The sequence below is a fragment of the Sulfuricystis multivorans genome (genome assembly GCF_003966565.1).
GTDB lineage: Bacteria > Pseudomonadota > Gammaproteobacteria > Burkholderiales > Rhodocyclaceae > Sulfuricystis > Sulfuricystis multivorans.
The window spans coordinates 918,897-938,852 of sequence record NZ_AP018718.1 but is presented as its reverse complement, the minus strand read 5'-3'; the positions used below and the strand labels follow the sequence as shown (position 1 = coordinate 938,852).

Genomic DNA, 19,956 nt, shown 5'->3' with positions numbered 1-19,956 from the left:
CCTTCGCGGGCGTCAGTGTGTGACATGCGCGTTAGGTGCGCAAGGGGTGAATCCAAGCAAACAGCGCCTGCCCCTGCGATTCGGCGAGTTGCGCGAGCTCGCCAAGATCGGCAAGCATCGTGGCAACCTCATCCTCGCTCCAGCCCGCCGTCTCGAATGCCTCTGTCGCCGTCAGCTCGGCGGCGACGGCCTCCAGCCGTTCGTCGTCGAGCGCGGCAAGCCGCGCCAATAGCGCGTCACTCAAACGCAGCACCAGCGCGCCCTCGTCCGGCGAAACATAAACGGGTTCGCATTGCGCCGCGGCGTCATCGAACAGTTCGCCGGTCAGCACGCACTCCAGCATCGCGATCCGGGGGATGGTCAGATCGCGCAAGCCAATGCCGCTCCACAGATCGAGCGGATTCGCCGCTTCGCCGATCGCTTCGACTTCGTCCGCTTCGGCGGCGATGATTTGGGTCAGGATGCTCATGCGCGGATTCTAGGCTACACTCGAAAGCCTTTCGCAACCGGCATCGACGAACATGTCAGCACTCCCTTTCACCTGTCTCGACGACTATGACCCGGACGCGCTCAGCGTCTGGCGCGCCCGTCAGTTCCTGCTCGAAACCGTCCAGCCCATCGTCGGCCATGAACGCCTCTTCGTGCGTGAGGCGCTCGACCGCGTGCTCGCCGAGGACGTGATCTCGCCGGTCGATGTGCCGGCGCACGACAACTCGGCGATGGACGGCTGGGCGGTGCGCCATGCCGATCTCTCGCCCGATCGCGAAACACGGCTGACGATCGTCGGCACGGCCTTCGCCGGCCGTCCCTGCGATGCGAAACTCGGCGCTTGCGAGACGGCACGCATCATGACCGGGGCGATGATTCCCGAGGGCGCCGATTGCGTGGTGATCCAGGAAGTCGTGCGCGTCGAAGGCGAGACGATCGTCGTCCCACCGGGACAGAAGCCGGCGCAGAACATCCGCCGCGCCGGCGAGGATTTGCAGGCCGGCAAACCGGCGCTTTCCGCCGGCAAGCGCTTGCGGCCCGCCGAACTCGGCGTGATCGCCTCGCTCGGCATCGCCGAAGTCACGGTGCGGCGCCGCGTGCGTGTCGCCTTGTTTTCCACCGGCGACGAGCTGATGTCGATCGGCACGCCACTAGCGCCAGGCGCGGTCTATGACAGCAACCGCTACACCCTCTGGGGCATGCTGACAAGGCTGGGCTGCGAAGTGATCGACATGGGCGTGGTCAAGGACGATCCGGTGACGCTGGAAGCGGCTTTCCGCGCGGCGGCGGCCTGCAGTGATGCGATCGTCACCAGCGGCGGCGTTTCGGTCGGCGAGGCGGATTTCGTCAAACAGCTGATGGCGCGCCTGGGCGAAGTGGCGTTCTGGAAGATCGCGATGAAGCCCGGCAAGCCGATGGCTTTCGGGCGCATCGGCGCGGGCAAGGAAAGCGCGTGGCTGTTCGGCCTGCCTGGCAATCCGGTCGCGGTGATGGTGACCTTCTACCAGTTCGTCCAGCCGGCACTGATGAAGCTGATGGGCATCGACCCAGTGCCCGAGGTTGCGACGTTCCCGGCGCGCTGCGTCGTGCCGATCAAAAAAGGCAAGGGGCGCACCGAGTTCCAGCGCGGCATCCTGTTCCAGGAAAACGGCGCATGGTGCGTGCGGCCGACCGGCCATCAGGGTTCGGGCATGCTGAGCTCGATGACCCAGGCCGACTGTTTCATCGTCCTCGAAGCAGAACGCGGCTTCATCGAAGCGGGTGAGATGGTGCAGGTACAGCCTTTCGCAGGGCTCGCCTAGCCGCAGGACCCAGATGCACTTTGCCACTGCGGGCATCGATGCGCCACTGTGGCTACCGCCATTGGCCGGTTTCGTGCTCGCCTATTTCTGCTCGATGGTCGGCATCTCGGGCGCCTTCCTGCTGCTGCCCTTCCAGATGAGCGTGCTCGGCTACGTCTCGCCCTCGGTATCGGCGACCAATCTGGTCTTCAACCTCGTCGCGATCCCCGGCGGCGTCTGGCGCTATGCCAAGGAAGGCCGGCTGGACTGGCCTCTGGCGCGCCTCATCGCGCTGGGCACACTGCCCGGCCTCCTGGCCGGCTGGTGGCTGCGTCTGCATTGGCTGGTCGATCCCAAGACCTTCAAGCTGTTCGTCGGCCTGGTGCTCGGCGGGCTCGCCATACGCCTGTGGCGCTCCCGAACCATCGTATCCACCCGGCCGACGACAACGAAACCCGAGAGTTTCCCGGCGCGCGGCGTGTTGCTGCTCTCCCTGGTCATCGGCATGATCGGCGGCGCCTACGGCATCGGCGGTGGCGCGTTGATGTCTCCGGTACTGGTCGCGCTATTCGGCCTATCACTGCATGCGATCGCCGGCGCGACACTGTTCGGCACCTTCCTGACCTCGTTGCTGGGGGTGGCCGCCTATCAGTTCCTGCCCGCCCCGGCAGGCTTGCCGACCCAGCCGGACTGGGCGCTCGGCCTGATGTTCGGCTTCGGCGGTCTTGCCGGCATGTATCTCGGCGCGCGCACACAAAAGCACGTGCCGTTGCGACTGCTCGAGACCGGGCTGGCGCTGCTGCTCGCCGGGCTTGCGGTGACCTATGTGACGCAGTTTTTTCGCTGATTACGCATCCTCGCCCAGCACACCAAACTCGACGGCAGTCTTGACGTAGAACAGATGCACGCCTTCGGCCTTGAGCCGTGCAAACAAGCGCTCGGCCTGTTCGCTGCTCACGGCCATCACGACCTCCACCGGCTGATCGGCCAGCTCGAAAAAACGCGCCGAATGGATGCGGCGATCATGTCCCAGCCCTTCGCTGCCGGCAAGAACCGTCGCGCCCTGCAACCCCAGTTCCTTGGCAAGATGAACCAGCCAGTCGGCCAACGGCTTGCCCTTGTGACGACGATCCTGCTGGGTGAAAAAGGTGATCTGATAACCGTTCATACCCATTCCTCATGCCGATTTCAACCATTGCCAGGAGACCATGCCGGCGAACGTCGCCAGCAGCGAGCCGGCGACATGCACCGCCACCGCCCCCAGCGCCCAGCCCGGCCGGCCTTCCTGCAGCAGGCTGACGACCTCGGCCGAGAAGGTCGAAAAGGTCGTCAGCCCGCCGCAAAATCCAGTGACGATCAGCAGGCGCCATTCCGGCGCGATCGATGGCGCCAGCGCGAAATAGGCGATCGCGACACCGATGATGTAGCCGCCGATCAGGTTGGCGGCGAGCGTTCCCGGCGGGATGGCCGGGAACAGGCTGTTGAGCTTGAGGCCGAGAAACCAGCGCAACAGCGCACCGAGCGCAGCCCCGAGGGCGATCGCGAGTATCGTTTTCCACATGACGAATTCCCGAATTTCCGGCAGACGGCAAAGCGCACCGACCGCCCGCTGCAGATCATGAGCTTTCAGCCGGATTATCCTCCTCTTCGCCCCAGTAGCAAGCAAACCGTCATGAACGCTCGATTTCCCGGACTACAATGGAAATGGACATCCGTCCCACACGTCTCCATCACCCAGAAAGGAGCACGACCATGACCGAAACCGATCTCGATGCCGCCCACGCCAGCAAGCGGCCCGTTACTCCAGAAGAACGCTACAAGATGATCGCCGAGGCTGCCTATTTCCTCGCCGAAAAGCGCGGCTTTGCCGGCGGCGACATGGCCCAGGATTGGCGCAACGCCGAAGCGCAGATCGACCAGATGCTGCGCGAACAGGGGCGTCTGCCAGCGCTGACGGACGAAGACATCGAACAGCGTGTCAAGACGGCGCTCGCTAGCGACCCTGCGTCGATCGCCAAGGAAGTGCGCGCGATCACGCTCGATGCGCTGACTCGTGGACATCTCGATAGCGAGGCGGTGAAACGCGTCACGGCGGCGGTGGTCGCGGGCGCCCGCGCCGGCGTCGCCCCGTTGGGCGAACGTGGCGACCAGCCGCTGAAAGAGGCGATGCGCGGCCTCGACGAGGCACTCGCCGGCGCTGCGGAAGCGGCGCATCTGGCCATCGAGGAAGCCGCGACACGCACCAAGGAGTTTTCCCAACAAGGACTCAAGAAGGCGGCGGACGATCTGGCCACGCTGCAGACACTGTTTGCCGAAACACTGCAGGAGGCCGCGCGCACGGCGCGGGGCGTGGCACAAACCACGTTCAAGCAACTGGCCGAGCATGCCAAAAGCAGCGGCTCGGCGGTGGGGCAGCGGGTCAAGCTGGCCGTCGAGCAGCTCGCCCAGACGGCCAAGGCGACCGCACGCGATCAGGCCCGAAAGGGAACGAAAGCCCTGCGCAACGAGACCGCGCTGCTCGCCGGACTGGCCGCCGGGCTCTTGCAAGGCATCGCCGCCCGCTTGCAATCGACATCCGATGAGAAGCAGCGCTGATGCTGTGGCAGGCCATCGGCGCCGTCCGCGATCTGGGACGCCTGCATGACATCGCCAGCATCCTGATCCGTTACGGCTTTGGCGATCTGGTGCGGCGCATCGGTATGGCCGGCGCGCTGGAGCGGGCCGGCCGTGCGCTGCACTGGCAAGCGCCGGAAGAATTGGCGCGACTGGAACCGCCAGCCCGGGTGCGCCGCGCGCTGGAGGACTTGGGGCCCAGCTTCGTCAAGCTCGGTCAGATCCTCGCCACGCGCGTCGACCTGTTCCCGCCGGAGTGGATCGCCGAATTCGGCAAGTTGCAAGATGCCGCGCCGGCACTGCCTTTCGAGCAACTACGGCCGCAATTGACCGAGGACCTCGGCCAGGAACCAGAGTCGGTGTTTCCCCGGCTGGAAACCGAGGCGCTCGCCGCCGCCTCGCTGGCCCAGGTACATCGTGCCTGGCTTGCCGACGGTACGGCAGTGATCCTCAAGGTGCGCCGCCCCGGCATCCGGCCGATCGTCGAGGCCGATCTACGCTTGCTGGCGCGGCTGGCCGAGATCATCGAAGCGGAAGCCGCCGATCTGCGCCGCTATCGGCCCAAGGAAGTGGTGCGCCAGTTCACCCAGGCGCTGCGGCGCGAGTTGGATTTCGCGATCGAGGGTCGCAATGCCGAGCGCATCGCGGCGAATTTCGCCGACTGGCCCGAAATCGTCGTACCACGCATCCACTGGACATGGACGTCTGAGCGACTGCTCGTCCAGGACTATGTCGAAGGCATTGCAGGCCGCGACCTGGACGCCGTCGCTGCCGCCGGGTTCGACCGCAAAACCCTCGCCCGGCGCGGCGCACAAGCCGTCCTGAAGATGTTGCTCGAAGACGGCTTCTTCCATGCCGATCCGCATCCCGGCAATGTCTTCTATCTGCCCGACCAGCGCATCGCCTTCATCGACTTCGGCATGATCGGCCGCCTTTCCGAGGAACGCCGCTATCAGCTGGCCTTGCTGCTGCACGGCCTCGTCCGCCATGACGCGGCCAAGGTCGCCGACGTGTTCCTGGAATGGAGCAACGATACCCAGACCGACGGCGAAGCCATCACGCCAGAAATCGACGCCTTCGTCGATCAGTATCACGGTGTGCCGCTCAAGCGCCTCGATCTGGGCGCGATGCTCTCCGATCTGATCGCCATCCTGCGCGAACATGGCCTGGCGCTACCGCCCGACCTCGCGTTGATGACCAAGGCGTTCATCACCCTCGAAGGCTTGGGGCGCCAGCTCGATCCCGATTTCGACATGGCGGGCGAAGCCGCGCCGTTCATCGAACGGGTGCTGATCGCCCATGCCGCGCCCGCCGCGCTGCTCAAGCGTGCCTGGCGCGAGATCGACGAGACGGTCACCCTCCTCTCGCGGCTGCCGCAGGATCTGCGTCAGCTGCTCACCGCCGCCCGGCGCGGCAAATTGCAGGTGCAAGTCGAAGTCCTGCCCTTGAAGCAGTTCGGCGATCGCCTCGACCGGGCGATCAGCCGCCTCGCCCTTGCCATCGTCACCGCAGCGCTGATCATCGGCTCGGCGATCGTGATGACCGTCGAGCATGAGACCACGCTGCCCAGCCTGCCTTCCTTTGGCCTGCTGGGCTTCATTGCCGCAGTCGTCGGCGGTCTGTGGGTGGTGTTGTCGATCTGGAAGAGCGGAAGGTAAGGACACCCCCGATGAAACTCCCCCGCGGTGTCATCGCCCTGGGTCTGGTCTCGCTGACGATGGACCTCTCCTCCGAGATGATCCACAGCCTCTTGCCGGTGTTCCTGGTGACGGTGCTGGGGGCATCCGCCTTGTCGGTCGGCTTCATCGAAGGCATCGCCGAGGCGACGGCTGCGATCGCCAAGGTCTTCTCCGGCGTGATCTCCGACTGGATCGGGCGCAGAAAACCGCTGGTGCTCCTGGGCTATGGCCTGGCGGCGCTGACGAAACCGCTCTTTCCCCTCGCCACCGGAATCACGGCGGTGCTCACCGCGCGCTTTCTCGACCGCATCGGCAAGGGCATCCGCGGCGCCCCGCGCGATGCGCTGATCGCCGATTTGACGCCCAAGGCGCAGCGGGGCGCGGCCTATGGCCTGCGCCAGGCGCTGGACACGGTCGGGGCCTTCGCCGGGCCTCTCGCCGCGATGGGCCTGATGGCGGCGAGTCACGACGATTTCCGCCTGGTGTTCTGGGTCGCCGTACTGCCCGCCGTCGCTTGCGTGCTGTTGATCCTCTTCGGCGTCGAGGAGCCCGAGGCCACGCGCCCGCCTGCCCAAGCGCGCTTCCCGATTTCCCGCGCCAGCCTCGCGCAACTGCCGTCCCGCTTCTGGTGGGTGGTGGCCTTTGCCGCGGTGCTCACACTCGCGCGCTTCTCAGAGGCTTTTCTGCTCCTGCGTGCCGAGAACGCGGGGCTGGCCGCGACTTGGGTGCCGCTGATCCTGATCGTGATGAACCTCGTCTATGCGGCCAGCGCCTTTCCCTTCGGCAAATTCTCCGACAACGCCAGCCGCCGCAGCCTGCTCGTCTGGGGCGTGCTGTTTCTGATCGCCGCCGACATCGTTCTCGCGCTCGCCGCCAACGCCTGGGCCGTCGGCCTGGGCGCCGCGATCTGGGGCCTGCACATGGGCGCAACCCAGGGACTGCTCTCGGCACTCATCGCCGATGCCGCGCCGGCGAGCCTGCGCGGCACGGCCTTTGGCGTTTTCAACCTGGTGAGCGGGGCGGCGCTGCTCGCCGCCAGCGTCATCGCCGGTAGCCTATGGACCTGGCTCGGGCCGGCTGCGACCTTCTATGCCGGTGCGGCCTTCTCCTTGGTGGCGCTGGCTGGACTCATCATCGGTGGGCGGACGTGAGCGATACGCTGACTAGCACTTCGCTCACTCCCACTCGATCGTACCGGGCGGCTTACCCGTGATGTCATAGACGACGCGCGAGATGCCGCGAATCTCATTGACAATGCGATTGGAGACGCGCGCCAAGAGTTCATGCGGCAGTTCGGCCCAGCGGGCGGTCATGAAGTCGGTGGTTTCGACGGCGCGCAATGCGACGACATAGTCATAGACGCGGCCATCGCCCATCACGCCGACGCTTTTCACCGGCAGGAACACGGCGAAGGCCTGGCTAACCTTTTCATACCATTCGGCGGCCCTAAGCTCATCGATGAAGATCGCATCCGCACGGCGCAGCAGATCGGCATATTCCGGCTTCACCTCACCGAGGATGCGCACGCCAAGGCCCGGCCCCGGGAACGGATGGCGATGAACCATCTCATGAGGCAGTCCCAAAGCGATGCCCAGTTCGCGCACTTCGTCCTTGAAAAGTTCGCGCAAGGGTTCGAGCAGTTTCAGGTTCAGCGTTTCGGGTAGTCCGCCGACGTTGTGATGGCTCTTGATGGTGTGCGCCTTCTTGGTCTTGCCGCCCGCAGATTCGATCACATCAGGGTAGATGGTGCCCTGCGCCAGCCACTTCGCATTCGGCAGTTTCTTGGCTTCGGCCTGAAACACTTCGATGAATTCGCGGCCAATGATCTTGCGTTTCTGTTCCGGATCGCTGATGCCCTTGAGATGCTCCATGAACTGGGCGGCGGCATCGACGTGGATGACTTTCACACCGAGATTACGCGCGAAAGTCTGCATCACCTGCTCGGCCTCATTCAGTCGCAGCAGACCGTTGTCGACGAACACGCAGGTGAGCTGATCACCGATCGCCTTGTGCAGGAGCGCGGCGACGACCGAGGAGTCGACGCCGCCCGAGAGCCCCAGGACGACTTCGTCCTTGCCGACTTGCTCGCGGATGCGCGCGGTCGCTTCGTCGACATAGCCGGGCATGTTCCAATCACCCCTGCAGCCGCAAATGTCATGCACGAAACGGGCAATGATTTCGCGGCCTTTGAGCGTATGCGTCACTTCGGGGTGGAACTGCACACCATAGAAGCGACGTTCTTCGTCGGCCATCGCGGCGATCGGTGTCGCCTCGTTGCTGCCGATGACCTTGAAGCCCGGTGGCAGTAGCGTGACTTTGTCGCCATGCGACATCCAGACTTCGAGCAGGCCATGACCCTCGGCATTGGTGCGATCCTGGATGCCTGCGAACAGCCTCGAGTGGCCATGGGCGCGCATTTCGGCATAGCCGAACTCGCGCTTGCCGGAGCTTTCGACCTTACCGCCGAGCTGCGCCGCCATCGTCTGCATGCCGTAGCAGATACCCAACACCGGCACGCCCAGCTCGAAAACGAGCTGCGGCGCGCGCCAATCCTCGGCCTCATAGACCGAATTCGGCCCGCCCGAGAGGATGATGCCGGCAGGTGCAAACTCGCGAATGAACTGTTCGGAAACGTCGAACGGATGCAGCTCGCAATACACCTGCTGCTCGCGCACGCGGCGGGCGATCAACTGGGTGACTTGCGATCCGAAATCGAGGATGAGGATTTTTTGATGGGACATGATGGCTGCCTCTGCATGTGAAACGGGCGGCCTTAAGCCGCCCGTCGGGAGTTGCGCTGTCTCATTCGACGTGGTAGTTGGGCGCTTCCTTGGTGATCTGTACGTCATGGACGTGCGATTCGCGCACGCCGGCCGAGGTGATTTCGACGAACTGCGCTTTGGCGTGCATCTCGGCGATGGTCGCGCAACCGAGATAGCCCATCGAGGAACGCAAACCACCCATCAGCTGGTGGATCACGGCAGCCACCGGACCCTTGTAGGGCACGCGACCCTCGATCCCCTCGGGCACGAGCTTTTCGACGTTCGCCTCGTTTTCCTGGAAGTAGCGATCCGAAGAGCCCTTCTGCATCGCGCCCAGAGAACCCATCCCGCGGTAAGCCTTGTAGGAGCGGCCCTGGTAGAGCACCGTCTCGCCCGGCGCCTCCTCGGTGCCGGCGAACAGGCCGCCGAGCATGACCGCGTGCGCACCGGCGGCGATCGCCTTGGCAATGTCACCGGAATAACGGATACCGCCGTCGGCAATGAGCGGGATGCCGGTATTGGCCAATGCCGTGGCGACGTTGTCGACCGCGGTGATCTGTGGCACGCCGACGCCGGCGACGATACGCGTGGTGCAGATCGAGCCGGGGCCGATGCCGACCTTTACCGCATCGGCCCCGTGATCGGCGAGCGCGCGCGCGGCCTCGCCGGTGGCGATGTTGCCGCCGATCACCTCGATCTGCGGGTAGTTCTTCTTGACCCATGCGACACGGTTCAGCACGCCTTGCGAATGACCGTGGGCGGTATCGACGACGATCACATCGACACCCGCTTCGGCGAGCAGAGCAACACGCTCCTCGGTACCCGCAGCGACACCCACCGCAGCACCGACGCGCAGCCGACCAAGCTCGTCGCGGGCGGCATTGGGATAGTCCGAAGCCTTCTGGATGTCCTTGACGGTCATCAGCCCGCGCAGTTCCCAGGCATCGTTGATGACCAGCACGCGCTCGAGGCGATGCTTGTGCATCAGCGCCTTGCCTTCTTCGAGGGTCGCGCCTTCCTTGACGGTGACGAGGCACTCCTTCGGCGTCATGATGTGGCCAATCGGTTCGTCCAGCCGCGTTTCGAAGCGCAGGTCGCGATTGGTGACGATGCCGACGACCTTGCCGTTTTCGACCACCGGCAGGCCGGAAATCTTGTGGATGCGCGTAAGATCGAGCACCTCGCGCACGGTCATCGTCGGCGGAATGGTAATCGGATCCTTGAGGATGCCGGATTCGTAACGTTTGACCTTCGCCACTTCGGCGGCCTGGGCCGCCGGTTCGAGATTCTTGTGGATGATGCCGATGCCGCCCTCCTGGGCCAAGGCGATCGCCAGGCGCGCCTCGGTCACCGTATCCATCGCCGCCGAGACCAGCGGCAGGTTGAGACGGATCTTGCGTGTGAGCTGGGTGGCGAGGGAGACGTCGCGGGGGAGGATCGCCGAATGGGCGGGAATCAGGAGAACGTCGTCGAAGGTCAGGGCCTTCTTGATCAGTCGCATGCTGTTATCCTCGTATCCAAAAACGTATTATACGGAGGCGGCCGGACAGCGGCAATTCAGGCCCTCCCCGGCCCCATCCCCATCCCGAGTTCCGTGAGGATCGATCATGCGCTCATTCTCGTTCCTGCGTCACCCCTACGCCATCCTGCTCGCGCTGCTACCCCTTGCGGCCGCGGCCCAGGTCTATTCCTGGAAAGACGCCAGTGGCAAGGTCCATTATGGCGACCGACCGCCTGCGGAACGTCAGGCCCAGGTGCGTCAGTTGCCGGGTGCGCCCGCTGCGACCCCCGATGTCGAAGCCGCCCGCAAGGCAGCAGCCGAGCGACAGTTCGCCCAGCGTGAAAAGCAGACGAGAAGTCAAGACAAATCGGCGCCGGAAGACCCGGCGCAGGCCAAGCTGCGCGCCGAAAACTGTCAACGCGCAAAGAACCAGCTTGCAGCCCTCGAATCCGGCCAGATACGCTTCACGATCGACGCCAAGGGAGAGCGTGTCGCCCTCGAAGGTCCGTTACGCGAAGAGGAGCTCGTCCGGGCGCGGCAATCGGTCGCCGAGTGGTGCAAATAGCCTCTGCTATTCTTCCCCTGCTGTCGCGCCAGCACCCTTCTTGAGCACCTTACCCTCGGCGGCGCGCAGCTTTCTGACTTCCTTCGGATCGGCGATCAGCGGCCGGTAGATTTCCACGCGGTCACGGTCCCGCAGCAGCGTATCCAGTTTCGCGAGCTTGCTGTAGATGCCGAACTTGCCTTTCGCCAGATCGATTTCCGGATATTTGGCGAGCAGACCAGAAGCCTCGAGCGCCTGCTGGAGCGTCGAGCCGGCCGGCAGAGTCAGCGGAACCACCTCTTGCCGGGTCGGCAACGCATAGACCACTTCGATCTTGATCGTGTCAGTCATGGATTTGCTGGGCGCGTTTGACGAAAGAATCGACGAAGGTATTGACGATGTGGCCGAACACCGGCCCCAGCGCCTTCTCGAGCAGTTTGTTGGAAAACTCGTAGTTCAGGTGGAACTCCACCTTGCAACCCTGCTCCCCCAGTTTCGTGAAGCGCCAGCTGCCGTCTAGGCGGCGGAACGGGCCTTCGCGGAACGAAAGCCGCATCAAATGCGGCGGTGTCTTGCTGTTTTCGGTGGCGAAGTGCGTGCGGATGCCGCGATAGTGGATGTGGATGCGCGCCGCAGTCTTGTCGTTCGTGCGTTCCAGCACCTCGACGCCGCCGCACCAGGGCAGGAATTGCGGATAGTCCTCGACATGATCGACGAGCGCGAACATCTGTTCGGGCGTGCGCATGATCAAAACGGATTTCTCGACGACGGCCATGATGGAGGGTGTTCTAGAATGCGAGGATTCTACCTCCGCAGCGCCATACCCTTCGTTCATGAGCATCGTCGAAAACAAGAAAGCCTTCCACGATTACTTCATCGAGGAACGCATCGAGGCCGGCCTGGTGCTCGAAGGCTGGGAAGTCAAGGCGATCCGCGCCGGTCGCGTGCAGATCAAAGAGGCCTACGTGATCGTCAAGAACGGCGAAGTCTGGCTGCTCGGTTGCCATATCAGCCCGCTGTCCACGGCCTCGACCCACACCAAGCATGATCCGGTCAGGACGCGCAAGCTCCTGTTGCACGAACGCGAGATCGCCAAGCTGATCGGCAAGGTCGAGCGCGCGGGTTATGCGCTGGTGCCGCTCGACCTGCATTTCAGCAAGGGCCGCATCAAGCTCGAAATCGGGCTCGCCAAAGGCAAGAAACAATACGACAAGCGGGCCGCGGAAAAAGAGCGCGAATGGAATCGGGAAAAACAACGGCTGATGAAGGAAACGCGCTGAATCCTTGCCTTCCGTGACACCGACTTCCAACCTCTGACTGATCGTCGGCTGCCTGATGCTGCAGCCGCTGCCGACCACCCCCTACCTCGCCTCCCTGCCCCATCTGGCCAGCGATTCCGGCGCCACACCGGTGATAGCGCAGAACGAAACCGGGGGCAAGTGTCCTCAACTAGATAGGCGAGCATCCGAGCCTCGCGCAACACAGCCCTCCGGACACGCAGCAGGTTTATTCAGCTTAACCCAGATTGTCCATTGAGAGCGGGCTGATGCGCCATGAGCATCCGATACGATCATTGCAACGCCCTACGCGGCGGTTTTCGAGCTGCGGGCGGCATCTTTGCGCCTCCGCGTATCGCCGGACACGGTTATTGGCTCGTCGCGGAGACCCAAACCTGCTCGCCCTCGCTTTTGATACCCGCTCACGTTCCAATGGACAATCTGGGTTTAACGTGAAATACAAGGCAATAAGTGCGCCAACTTAAGTTTCCTCGACGGCAGCCAAACCTCGCGGCGAAAGCCGCGCTGACAGTCTTCCCTCCCGCGGGGGGGGGCGCTGTTTCGGCGCGCACTGCTCGCTCCAGGCCTAGCCGGCCGGCTATGCAGAGCCGGCCGTGGGCGGTGCTTAAGAGAGGGCGGGTGTTCATTTTTGCGCATGGGGTTTTCATGCCTTCGCGGGTGGGCGTGGCGATCATGCGCGTTAGGTTAGACGATCATGCCGGCCCCCACGGTATCATTGGTCGAGGGATCAATGACGATAAAGGCGCCGGTGGCACGGTTGTCCGCATATCGATCGACGAAGATCGGACGGCCAAGACGGAAGCCTACCCGGACGATGTCGTTCATGCCGATGTGGCTGGTATCCACATGCCTCAGGGTGGTGATGTCCAGCCGGTAGTCGATACCCGCGAGTCGGGCCGGCACCTCGCGTGTCGTGTGGCGGATCAGGTAACGTCGCATTGGATCAAGGGGAGATCCAGACAACCAGCAAAGGTCGGCCTTCAGCAACGCGGAGGACAGCGGTCGTTCGTCAGGTTTGACGATCATATCGCCTCGTGAGACGTCGATCTCATCCTCCACTAGCAATGTGACCGACTGACCAGCGACAGCCGACGGCAGTGAGCGACCATACAGCCGAATATCTTTGATATGGGTGACGAGACCCGCAGGCAGGATTTCCACCCGATCGCCGACAGCGACCGAGCCGGATTCGATACGCCCCATGTAACCGCGAAAACTACCGTCGCTCTGCTGAGGTCGACATACATATTGCACCGGGAAGCGAAAACGTTCGTCGCATGCCACGGTGCCGGCACCCGGCGCAGCTTCGAGAATCTCCAGTAAGGTCGGACCGCGATACCAGCCAAGTCGCTCGCCGCGTTCGACGATCATGTCGCCCTCAAGGGCCGAGATCGGAACGAACGACACATCATCGATGCCGAGACGATGGGCACAGTCGAGATAGTCGGCGCGCAGACGCGCGAATACATCTTCGTCATAACCGACCAAATCCATCTTATTCACCGCGACGACGAGCTGCGGAATACCCAACAGACGCGCGATGGCCGAATGGCGACGCGTCTGCGGCAATACGCCCTTCCGTGCATCGACGAGAATGATCGCCAGGTCAGCCGTGGATGCGGCAGTAACCATGTTGCGAGTGTACTGCTCGTGGCCGGGCGCGTCGGCGATAATGTATTTGCGCGTGCCGGTACTGAAGTAACGATAGGCAACGTCGATGGTAATTCCCTGCTCGCGCTCGGCGACAAGACCGTCGGTAAGCAACGAGAGATCAACGGCCGAGAGTCCTCGCTTCCGAGAGGTTTTGGCAATGGCGTGCAGCGTGTCGGCAAGGATCGCCTTGCTGTCATAGAGCAATCGGCCGATCAGTGTGCTTTTGCCGTCGTCGACACTACCGCAAGTCATAAAGCGCAATAGGCCGTTGTCAAGCGCCGGAGCGCCTTGATCGAAAAGTTCCGCAGCCCCCATCAAAAGTATCCTTCCTTTTTACGTTGCTCCATGGCTGCTTCCGTGGCTTGATCGTCGAGGCGCGTGGCGCCGCGCTCGGTAATGCTAGCAGCCGCTGTCTCGGCAATGATTTTGTCGACGCTATCGGCATGCGATTCGACCGCAGCCGTGCAAGTGATATCGCCGACGGTACGAAAACGCACCGAAAGGTTTTCTGCCTTCTCGTCCTCTTGCAGCGGGGTAAGCGGGGTGATCGGCAACAGCAGCCCTCTGCGGCGTATGACCGGTCGAAGATGAGCAAAATATATGGTTGGCACTTCCAGGTTTTCACGCGCAATGTATTGCCAAACGTCGAGCTCAGTCCAGTTCGAAATCGGGAAGACGCGCATGTGTTCGCCTGGGTGGACTCTGGCATTGTAGAGATTCCAGAGTTCCGCTCGCTGATTCTTCGGATCCCATTGTCCGAAGGCATCGCGAAACGAGAAGATCCGCTCCTTGGCGCGTGCTTTCTCCTCATCGCGCCGTGCGCCACCGATGCAGGCATCGAAGCCGAACTCCTCGATGGCTTCGAGTAATGTCACCGATTGGTGCTTGTTACGCGACTCCTCAGCCGAACGCAACACCACAGTACCGCGCGCGATCGAATCCTCCACCGAACGCACGATCAGTCGTTCGCCCAACTCGGCGACGCGATGGTCGCGGAACTCGATCACCTCAGGAAAATTGTGACCCGTATCGATATGCATCAGCGGAAATGGAAAGCGGCCAGGGCGAAACGCCTTTTCCGCGAGGCGCAGCAACACGATCGAATCCTTGCCACCGGAAAACAGTAGGACAGGATGAGCACACTGCCCAGCCACTTCGCGCAAAATATGGATCGCCTCCGCCTCCAGCCAATCGAGATGATTGAGGGTGTGCTGACCCATGATTGCGAAAGTCATGCCGCCTCCCGCGTAACGATCTCTAACGTCTCGTCAGTGCAGGCTTTGCGCATCAGACGACCTTCGACCAGGTGCAGGCCACACTCCTTCGTAATGGGGGATTCCCACCACCAACGTCCGGCGCGAATGTCCTCGCCGGGTTGAATGGCGCGCGTGCATGGTGCGCAGCCGATACTCGGATAATGTCGGTCATGCAGTGCGTTATAGGGAACATTATGCAAATGCAGGTAGGCCCAGACTTCACGCTCGCTCCAGTCGACAAGCGGGTTGAACTTTACGAGATCGAAGGCGAAGTCATAGTCAATGCGCCGCAGGCTGTTACGGGTAATAGACTGTTCAGCGCGCAAGCCCGTGACCCATGCCTTCTTGCCCGCAAGTTTCCTGCGCAAGGGCTCGACCTTGCGCGCTTGACAGCAAGCCTTGCGTGCCTCGATGGAATCGTAGAAGCCATTGATGCCGTAGGTACGAACGAACAGCGCCAGCTGCTCGGCATCGGGATGGCAGATCTCGATGCGGCGGCCATAGTGCCGTTCTGTCCTGGCGATCAGATCATGAGTTTCGGTGGGTAGCCGACCGGTATCGATGGTGAAGATCTCGATGCCAATGTCTTGGCGCCAGATCAAGTCAGTAAGCACCATGTCTTCGGCGCCGAGGCTGCTGGCAAAAACTACGGGCGCGAAGTCGCGGGCGGCCGCGCTCAATAAACGAGCCACCTCGGCTGCCCGCTCTGCGAGGTCGCCGGTGGAATCTTCATAGGAATCCAAGAAATCTTCGCGTTTCATGCCGCTACCTCATGTTGCCAAGATCCTGGGATCGTAGTGGGTTGGTAAGCGACACTAAAGGTGTCGAAAGAATCCAGCACGCTTTCGTCTCCCTCTATTTCGAAAGCATCGAAGCCCACCCGTTCCAGAAAATGCAGATAATCGCGCTCCACGGCGCCGATGGCACGCAACTCGCCGCGATAGCCGAGGCGCGAGCGCAGCATGCGGGCAATCGAATAGCCGCGACCGTCGCCCACGGCCGGGAAATGCACGGCAATCACGTCCAAGTCTTCAAGATCGCCGGCAAGGGTCAAAGGATCATCCGTAGGCGCCAGCCATATCCCAAGCCGATTACCCTGGCCGCCATCATTCCATTGCCGCTGGATCAAATCCCATTTGCGCGCCTGCCAGACGGCGAGCGGCACCAACACGTCGCCATAGGGTAGCCTGGCTGCGGCGGGGGGCGTACCTTCGGCAAGGGTCAGGATGTTCCAGTCGTTCGCGACGACGGCGCGTCGCTTGATCAACTTAGCCATTTGCAACCTCTCTTTCATTATCAAAAGTTTGCTCTTCAATTGCGTATGCGGCAGACATGAAGCTGCTGATACCGATACGTCGCAGTGTGTCGCTGAAGTTTTCCTTGGGGTATCGACAGGCACGGTAGTGCGCAACGATTCGCGCCACGACCTCGGGCACCTCAGCGGCAGATACCGATGGGCCAATTACTTTGCCGATGGCAGCTGGCGCGGTACTCCTGCCCCCAAGGATGATCTGGTAGTGCTCTTCGCCGGCCTTGTTGATACCAAGGATGCCTATGTCACCCACATGGTGGTGGCCGCAAGCATTGACGCAGCCTGAAATGTTGAGCCGCAGCGGACCTATGTCAGCCAGCTCCGTCTGGCTGGAAAAACGCGCCTGGATTTCCGCCACCACGGGTAGCGTGCGTGCATATGCCAGCGAGCAGTAATCGCCGCCTGGGCAGGCGACGACATCGGCGAGCAGCCCCACCGTCGCGGTCGCCAGCCCGAATTTTTTCGCTTCCTGCCAGAGGTTATAAAGATCACTTTTCTTCACGTCGGGCAGAATCAGATTCTGGGTTTGTGACGTGCGCAGCTCGCCAAAACCAAAGCGTTCGGCAAGATCGGCCGCTGCTTCCATCGTCTGTGCCGATGCATCCCCAGGCGCTTTCCCCGGGCGCTTGAGCGACAACGTGACGGCAGCATAGCCGGGCACACGATGCGCATGGACATTGCTGGCGACCCAGGCAGCAAAACCTTTGTCCGAACGCCGTGCGAGCTCGAAGCGTGCATCGCAATGCGGCAGGTTTTCATAGGCGGGAGCGGCAAAATGAGCCATGACGGCAGCGATCCGTTCCGGAGTCAGCGTCAGCGGACCGCCACGCAAATGCGTCCACTCTGCCTCCACGCGCCTGGAAAACTCCTCCGCGCCCAGCGATTGGACAAGAACTTTGAGACGCGATTTGTAAAGATTGTCGCGCCGGCCCTGCAGGTTATAGACACGCAGTAACGCTTCGCTGTAGTTCAGCAGCTCAGCTGCCGGCAGAAAGTCGCGAACCATCCGTCCGAGGATGGGAGTACGCCCAAGACCACCTCCGGCCCAAACGCGAAAACCAGGATTGCCGGCAGTATCCTTGAGCATTTCGAAACCAAGATCATGAATGCGGGTGCTCGCTGCGTCATCCGGCCCACCTGAGAACGCCACCTTGAATTTGCGTGGCAAAGTGGCGAATTCAGGATGCAGTGTCGCCCATTGGCGGAACAACTCAGCCCAAGGGCGTGGATCGGCAATTTCCGAGGGCGAAACGCCGGCAAGAGGATCGGCGGTCACCACGCGGATGCAGTTTCCGCAGCTTTGTATCGAATGCATGTCGACCTCGGCCAGTTCGGCGAGAATCTCAGGTACCCGATCGACGCGCACCCAGTTGAGTTGCAAGTTGTGGCGTGTGGTGAAGTGACCATAACCACGATCATAGATACGGGTGATGCGCGCCAGCGTTCTCAGTTGCTTGCTAGACAATTGTCCGTAGGGAATCGCAATGCGCAGCAAAGGGTTGTGTTTCTCGTAATAGAGCCCGTTTTGCAGCCGCAACGGGCGGAACTGGTCCTCGGTCAATTCGCCGGCTAGATAGCGGCGCGTTTGATCGCGGAACTGAGTTACACGTTCAGCGACAATGCGACGATCGATATCGTTGTAGGCATACATACCCAAGCCCTTTCTTCAGTTAGTAATGAGCTTGCCGCCGGCAAACACGAGCAAAACCGCCAAGGCAGCGCGGAGAAAAACCTCCGGTATGCGCGGCGCCAGATGGCTGCCAAGCCAGACGCCGGGCAATGAGCCGACCAGCAAAGCGCTCAGTAACGACCAGTCGATGTTTCCCCACCACCAGTGCCCCAGTCCGGCCACCAGCGTCAGTGGGACCGCATGAGCTATGTCGGCGCCGACAATGCGGATCGGTGATAGTCCCGGGTAAAGAAAGAACAGCGCCGTGACGCCGAGAGCACCGGCACCGACGGATGACAGAGCGACGAGGATGCCGAGCACGGTGCCGGCCAGCACCGTCGGCCACGCTCGATCCCGAGTCACCCGATTGCCGCCCTTTCCCCTGGCCAACAGGCGAAGCCGCAAAATCATTGCCGCGGCGGTAAACAGCAAAGCCAGACCGAGAAAAAAACGAATGGTCTGGTGGGCGTTGCCGAGGCCGCCCGGGACGAAATGATGGACGAACAGGAGAGCAAGCACCGCTGCCGGCAGGCTGCCCAGCGCGAGGCGACCGACGATGCGCCATTCGATATGGCCATAGCGCGCATGGATGATGGCGCCGCCAGTCTTGGTGAGCGCCGCATACAGTAGGTCGGTGCCCACTGCCGTGATGGGTGCAACGCCAAACAGCAGCACCAGCAGCGGTGTCATCAACGCGCCGCCACCCACGCCGGTAATCCCGACTAGGGTGCCAACGGCAAAACCCGAAATGATTTGCGCAAGTTCCACGAATGATGCTCCGCTCGTTCCAAAACTTCGTTGCGGTGCATCGTATCGACTTCCTTTAATTCCTTGAAATACTTTATAATTAAATTCATATAACTTTTAGGAATATTCTGGTTGCCATGAAACTGCAACAACTGCGCTATCTGTACGAAATAGCGCGCCATGACCTCAATGTTTCCGAGGCGGCAAGCGCTCTTTACACCTCACAGCCAGGGGTTTCGAAGCAAGTGGCTTTGCTGGAGGAGGAGCTTGGCGTAACCATCTTCACCCGCAAGGGCAAACGTTTGACGGGCATCACCGAGCCAGGTCGTCATGTGCTCGCCATCGTCGGCCGCATACTCGATGAGACCCGTAATCTCAAGCGCGTCGGCGAAGACTACGCCAATGAATCCAGCGGTACTCTGAGTGTGGCAACCACGCACACTCAGGCACGCTACCTACTGCCGGCGGTGGTGAAAGGTTTCATGGAAAGACACCCTCAGGTGCGCTTACGTTTACAGGAGGGCAATCCGATCCAAGTGGCAAGCTGGGTGGCAGATGGCACGGCCGACCTGGGAATAGCTACAGAGGCATTGGCGGAACACCCACGCCTCATCGCATTGCCTTGCTACCAATGGTCGCATCTCGTCATTACACCCCGGAATCATCCGCTACTGGCGCACAAAGACATCACTCTCGCCATGCTTGCCGAGTGGCCGCTGATCACATACGACCCGACCTTCACGGGCCGCACCAAGATCGATCGCGCTTTCGACCGGGCGGGCGTTGCGCCGAATGTCGTATTGACCGCCATCGATTCCGATGTCATCAAGACCTATGTCGCCTTGGGGCTGGGCATCGGCATCATCGCTGCGATGGCTTTCGATTCGACACGCGACACGGACATCGTCGCCCTGTCTGCGAATAACTTGTTTGAGACCAATACCACCCGGTTAGCCATTCGCAAAGGGGCTTGGCTACGTCGCTACGATTTCGATTTCATCGAACTCTTTGCTCCGCACCTGACACGCCGTGTCATCGAGGCTACGCTACGCGGTGACGGCGAGGATCCGGGCCTCTGACCTGGACAGACCTCTTGCGCCGTCCCGACCGTCAAATCCCCGCTGTCTCAAAAAATTGACCGACGGAAGCAAAG

At 62.0% G+C, this 19,956-nt stretch carries 21 protein-coding genes; 8 read left to right on the top strand and 13 right to left on the bottom strand.

All coding sequences use genetic code 11. The features are described from left to right. Positions 1-31: 31 nt before the first annotated feature. Complete coding sequence (locus tag EL335_RS04690; protein WP_126444573.1) at positions 32-469, bottom strand: hypothetical protein; 438 nt, start codon at positions 467-469, stop codon at positions 32-34. Positions 470-521: 52 nt separating this feature from the next. Between EL335_RS04690 and moeA the strand changes: the two genes are divergently transcribed. Together moeA and EL335_RS04680 are read left to right on the top strand one after the other, a co-directional pair. Further along, positions 522-1,790: a molybdopterin molybdotransferase MoeA gene (gene moeA, locus EL335_RS04685; protein ID WP_126444571.1), complete on the top strand. Its 1,269-nt coding sequence runs from the start codon at positions 522-524 to the stop codon at positions 1,788-1,790. 13 nt (positions 1,791-1,803) lie between these two features. Beyond that, positions 1,804-2,616 (top strand): sulfite exporter TauE/SafE family protein, encoded by an 813-nt coding sequence (locus EL335_RS04680; protein WP_126444569.1) that lies wholly within the window; start codon positions 1,804-1,806, stop codon positions 2,614-2,616. Here the strand turns inward: EL335_RS04680 and EL335_RS04675 are convergent, their stop codons facing one another. Both EL335_RS04675 and crcB read right to left on the bottom strand, forming a co-directional pair. Beyond that, entirely contained in the window at positions 2,617-2,937 is a 321-nt protein-coding gene (locus EL335_RS04675) for a DUF190 domain-containing protein (RefSeq protein WP_126444567.1), read from the bottom strand. Between the two features lie 9 nt (positions 2,938-2,946). Next, complete coding sequence (crcB, locus tag EL335_RS04670) at positions 2,947-3,330, bottom strand: fluoride efflux transporter CrcB (RefSeq protein ID WP_126444565.1); 384 nt, start codon at positions 3,328-3,330, stop codon at positions 2,947-2,949. A 191-nt stretch (positions 3,331-3,521) separates the two neighbouring features. Between crcB and EL335_RS04665 the strand changes: the two genes are divergently transcribed. The 3 genes from EL335_RS04665 to EL335_RS04655 are packed head-to-tail and all read left to right on the top strand — an operon-like array spanning position 3,522 to position 7,212. Beyond that, positions 3,522-4,364: a DUF2934 domain-containing protein gene (locus tag EL335_RS04665; protein WP_284155450.1), complete on the top strand. Its 843-nt coding sequence runs from the start codon at positions 3,522-3,524 to the stop codon at positions 4,362-4,364. Beyond that, a complete protein-coding gene (locus EL335_RS04660; RefSeq protein ID WP_126444561.1) occupies positions 4,364-6,040 on the top strand; it encodes an ABC1 kinase family protein in 1,677 nt (558 codons plus the stop codon). The genes EL335_RS04665 and EL335_RS04660 overlap by 1 nt, the downstream gene beginning before the upstream one ends. Positions 6,041-6,051: 11 nt before the next feature. Further along, positions 6,052-7,212 carry an MFS transporter gene (locus tag EL335_RS04655; protein ID WP_126444559.1) on the top strand — a complete coding sequence of 387 codons (1,161 nt, stop codon included), beginning with the start codon at positions 6,052-6,054 and terminating at the stop codon, positions 7,210-7,212. 24 nt (positions 7,213-7,236) lie between these two features. On the opposite strand, the gene guaA is transcribed toward EL335_RS04655, so the two are convergent. Further along, positions 7,237-8,802 (bottom strand): glutamine-hydrolyzing GMP synthase, encoded by a 1,566-nt coding sequence (gene guaA, locus EL335_RS04650; RefSeq protein ID WP_126444557.1) that lies wholly within the window; start codon positions 8,800-8,802, stop codon positions 7,237-7,239. A gap of 61 nt (positions 8,803-8,863) precedes the next feature. Continuing rightward, positions 8,864-10,324, bottom strand: coding sequence for an IMP dehydrogenase (guaB, locus tag EL335_RS04645; RefSeq protein ID WP_126444555.1), 1,461 nt, complete (start codon positions 10,322-10,324; stop codon positions 8,864-8,866). A 106-nt stretch (positions 10,325-10,430) separates the two neighbouring features. On the opposite strand from guaB, the gene EL335_RS04640 reads away from it, so the two are divergent. Next, complete coding sequence (locus EL335_RS04640) at positions 10,431-10,889, top strand: DUF4124 domain-containing protein (protein WP_126444553.1); 459 nt, start codon at positions 10,431-10,433, stop codon at positions 10,887-10,889. A gap of 6 nt (positions 10,890-10,895) precedes the next feature. Here EL335_RS04640 and EL335_RS04635 read toward each other — a convergent pair whose 3' ends face one another. Then, on the bottom strand, positions 10,896-11,219 hold the full coding sequence (locus EL335_RS04635) for an RnfH family protein (protein WP_126444551.1): 324 nt from the start codon (positions 11,217-11,219) through the stop codon (positions 10,896-10,898). After that, on the bottom strand, positions 11,212-11,643 hold the full coding sequence (locus tag EL335_RS04630; protein ID WP_126444549.1) for a type II toxin-antitoxin system RatA family toxin: 432 nt from the start codon (positions 11,641-11,643) through the stop codon (positions 11,212-11,214). Before EL335_RS04630 ends, EL335_RS04635 begins: the two co-directional genes overlap by 8 nt. A gap of 58 nt (positions 11,644-11,701) precedes the next feature. Between EL335_RS04630 and smpB the strand changes: the two genes are divergently transcribed. Then, positions 11,702-12,148 carry an SsrA-binding protein SmpB gene (gene smpB / locus EL335_RS04625; RefSeq protein ID WP_126444547.1) on the top strand — a complete coding sequence of 149 codons (447 nt, stop codon included), beginning with the start codon at positions 11,702-11,704 and terminating at the stop codon, positions 12,146-12,148. Between the two features lie 702 nt (positions 12,149-12,850). Here smpB and EL335_RS04620 read toward each other — a convergent pair. The 6 genes from EL335_RS04620 to EL335_RS04595 are packed head-to-tail and all read right to left on the bottom strand — an operon-like array spanning position 12,851 to position 18,824. Then, the gene (locus EL335_RS04620; RefSeq protein WP_126444545.1) at positions 12,851-14,134 is read right to left on the bottom strand and encodes a sulfate adenylyltransferase subunit 1; all 1,284 of its coding nucleotides are present in this window, start codon (positions 14,132-14,134) and stop codon (positions 12,851-12,853) included. After that, positions 14,134-15,054, bottom strand: a complete 921-nt coding sequence (cysD, locus tag EL335_RS04615; RefSeq protein WP_172600032.1) for a sulfate adenylyltransferase subunit CysD — start codon at positions 15,052-15,054, stop codon at positions 14,134-14,136. The genes EL335_RS04620 and cysD overlap by 1 nt, the downstream gene beginning before the upstream one ends. Further along, positions 15,051-15,836, bottom strand: coding sequence for a phosphoadenylyl-sulfate reductase (locus EL335_RS04610; protein ID WP_126444543.1), 786 nt, complete (start codon positions 15,834-15,836; stop codon positions 15,051-15,053). The genes cysD and EL335_RS04610 overlap by 4 nt, the downstream gene beginning before the upstream one ends. Then, positions 15,833-16,390 carry a DUF934 domain-containing protein gene (locus EL335_RS04605; RefSeq protein ID WP_126444541.1) on the bottom strand — a complete coding sequence of 186 codons (558 nt, stop codon included), beginning with the start codon at positions 16,388-16,390 and terminating at the stop codon, positions 15,833-15,835. The genes EL335_RS04610 and EL335_RS04605 overlap by 4 nt, the downstream gene beginning before the upstream one ends. Beyond that, complete coding sequence (locus EL335_RS04600; RefSeq protein WP_126444539.1) at positions 16,344-18,038, bottom strand: nitrite/sulfite reductase; 1,695 nt, start codon at positions 18,036-18,038, stop codon at positions 16,344-16,346. The genes EL335_RS04605 and EL335_RS04600 overlap by 47 nt, the downstream gene beginning before the upstream one ends. A gap of 15 nt (positions 18,039-18,053) precedes the next feature. Further along, the gene (locus tag EL335_RS04595; RefSeq protein ID WP_126444537.1) at positions 18,054-18,824 is read right to left on the bottom strand and encodes a sulfite exporter TauE/SafE family protein; all 771 of its coding nucleotides are present in this window, start codon (positions 18,822-18,824) and stop codon (positions 18,054-18,056) included. Between the two features lie 116 nt (positions 18,825-18,940). Between EL335_RS04595 and EL335_RS04590 the strand changes: the two genes are divergently transcribed. Then, entirely contained in the window at positions 18,941-19,882 is a 942-nt protein-coding gene (locus EL335_RS04590) for a CysB family HTH-type transcriptional regulator (RefSeq protein ID WP_126444535.1), read from the top strand. Positions 19,883-19,956 lie beyond the last annotated feature (74 nt).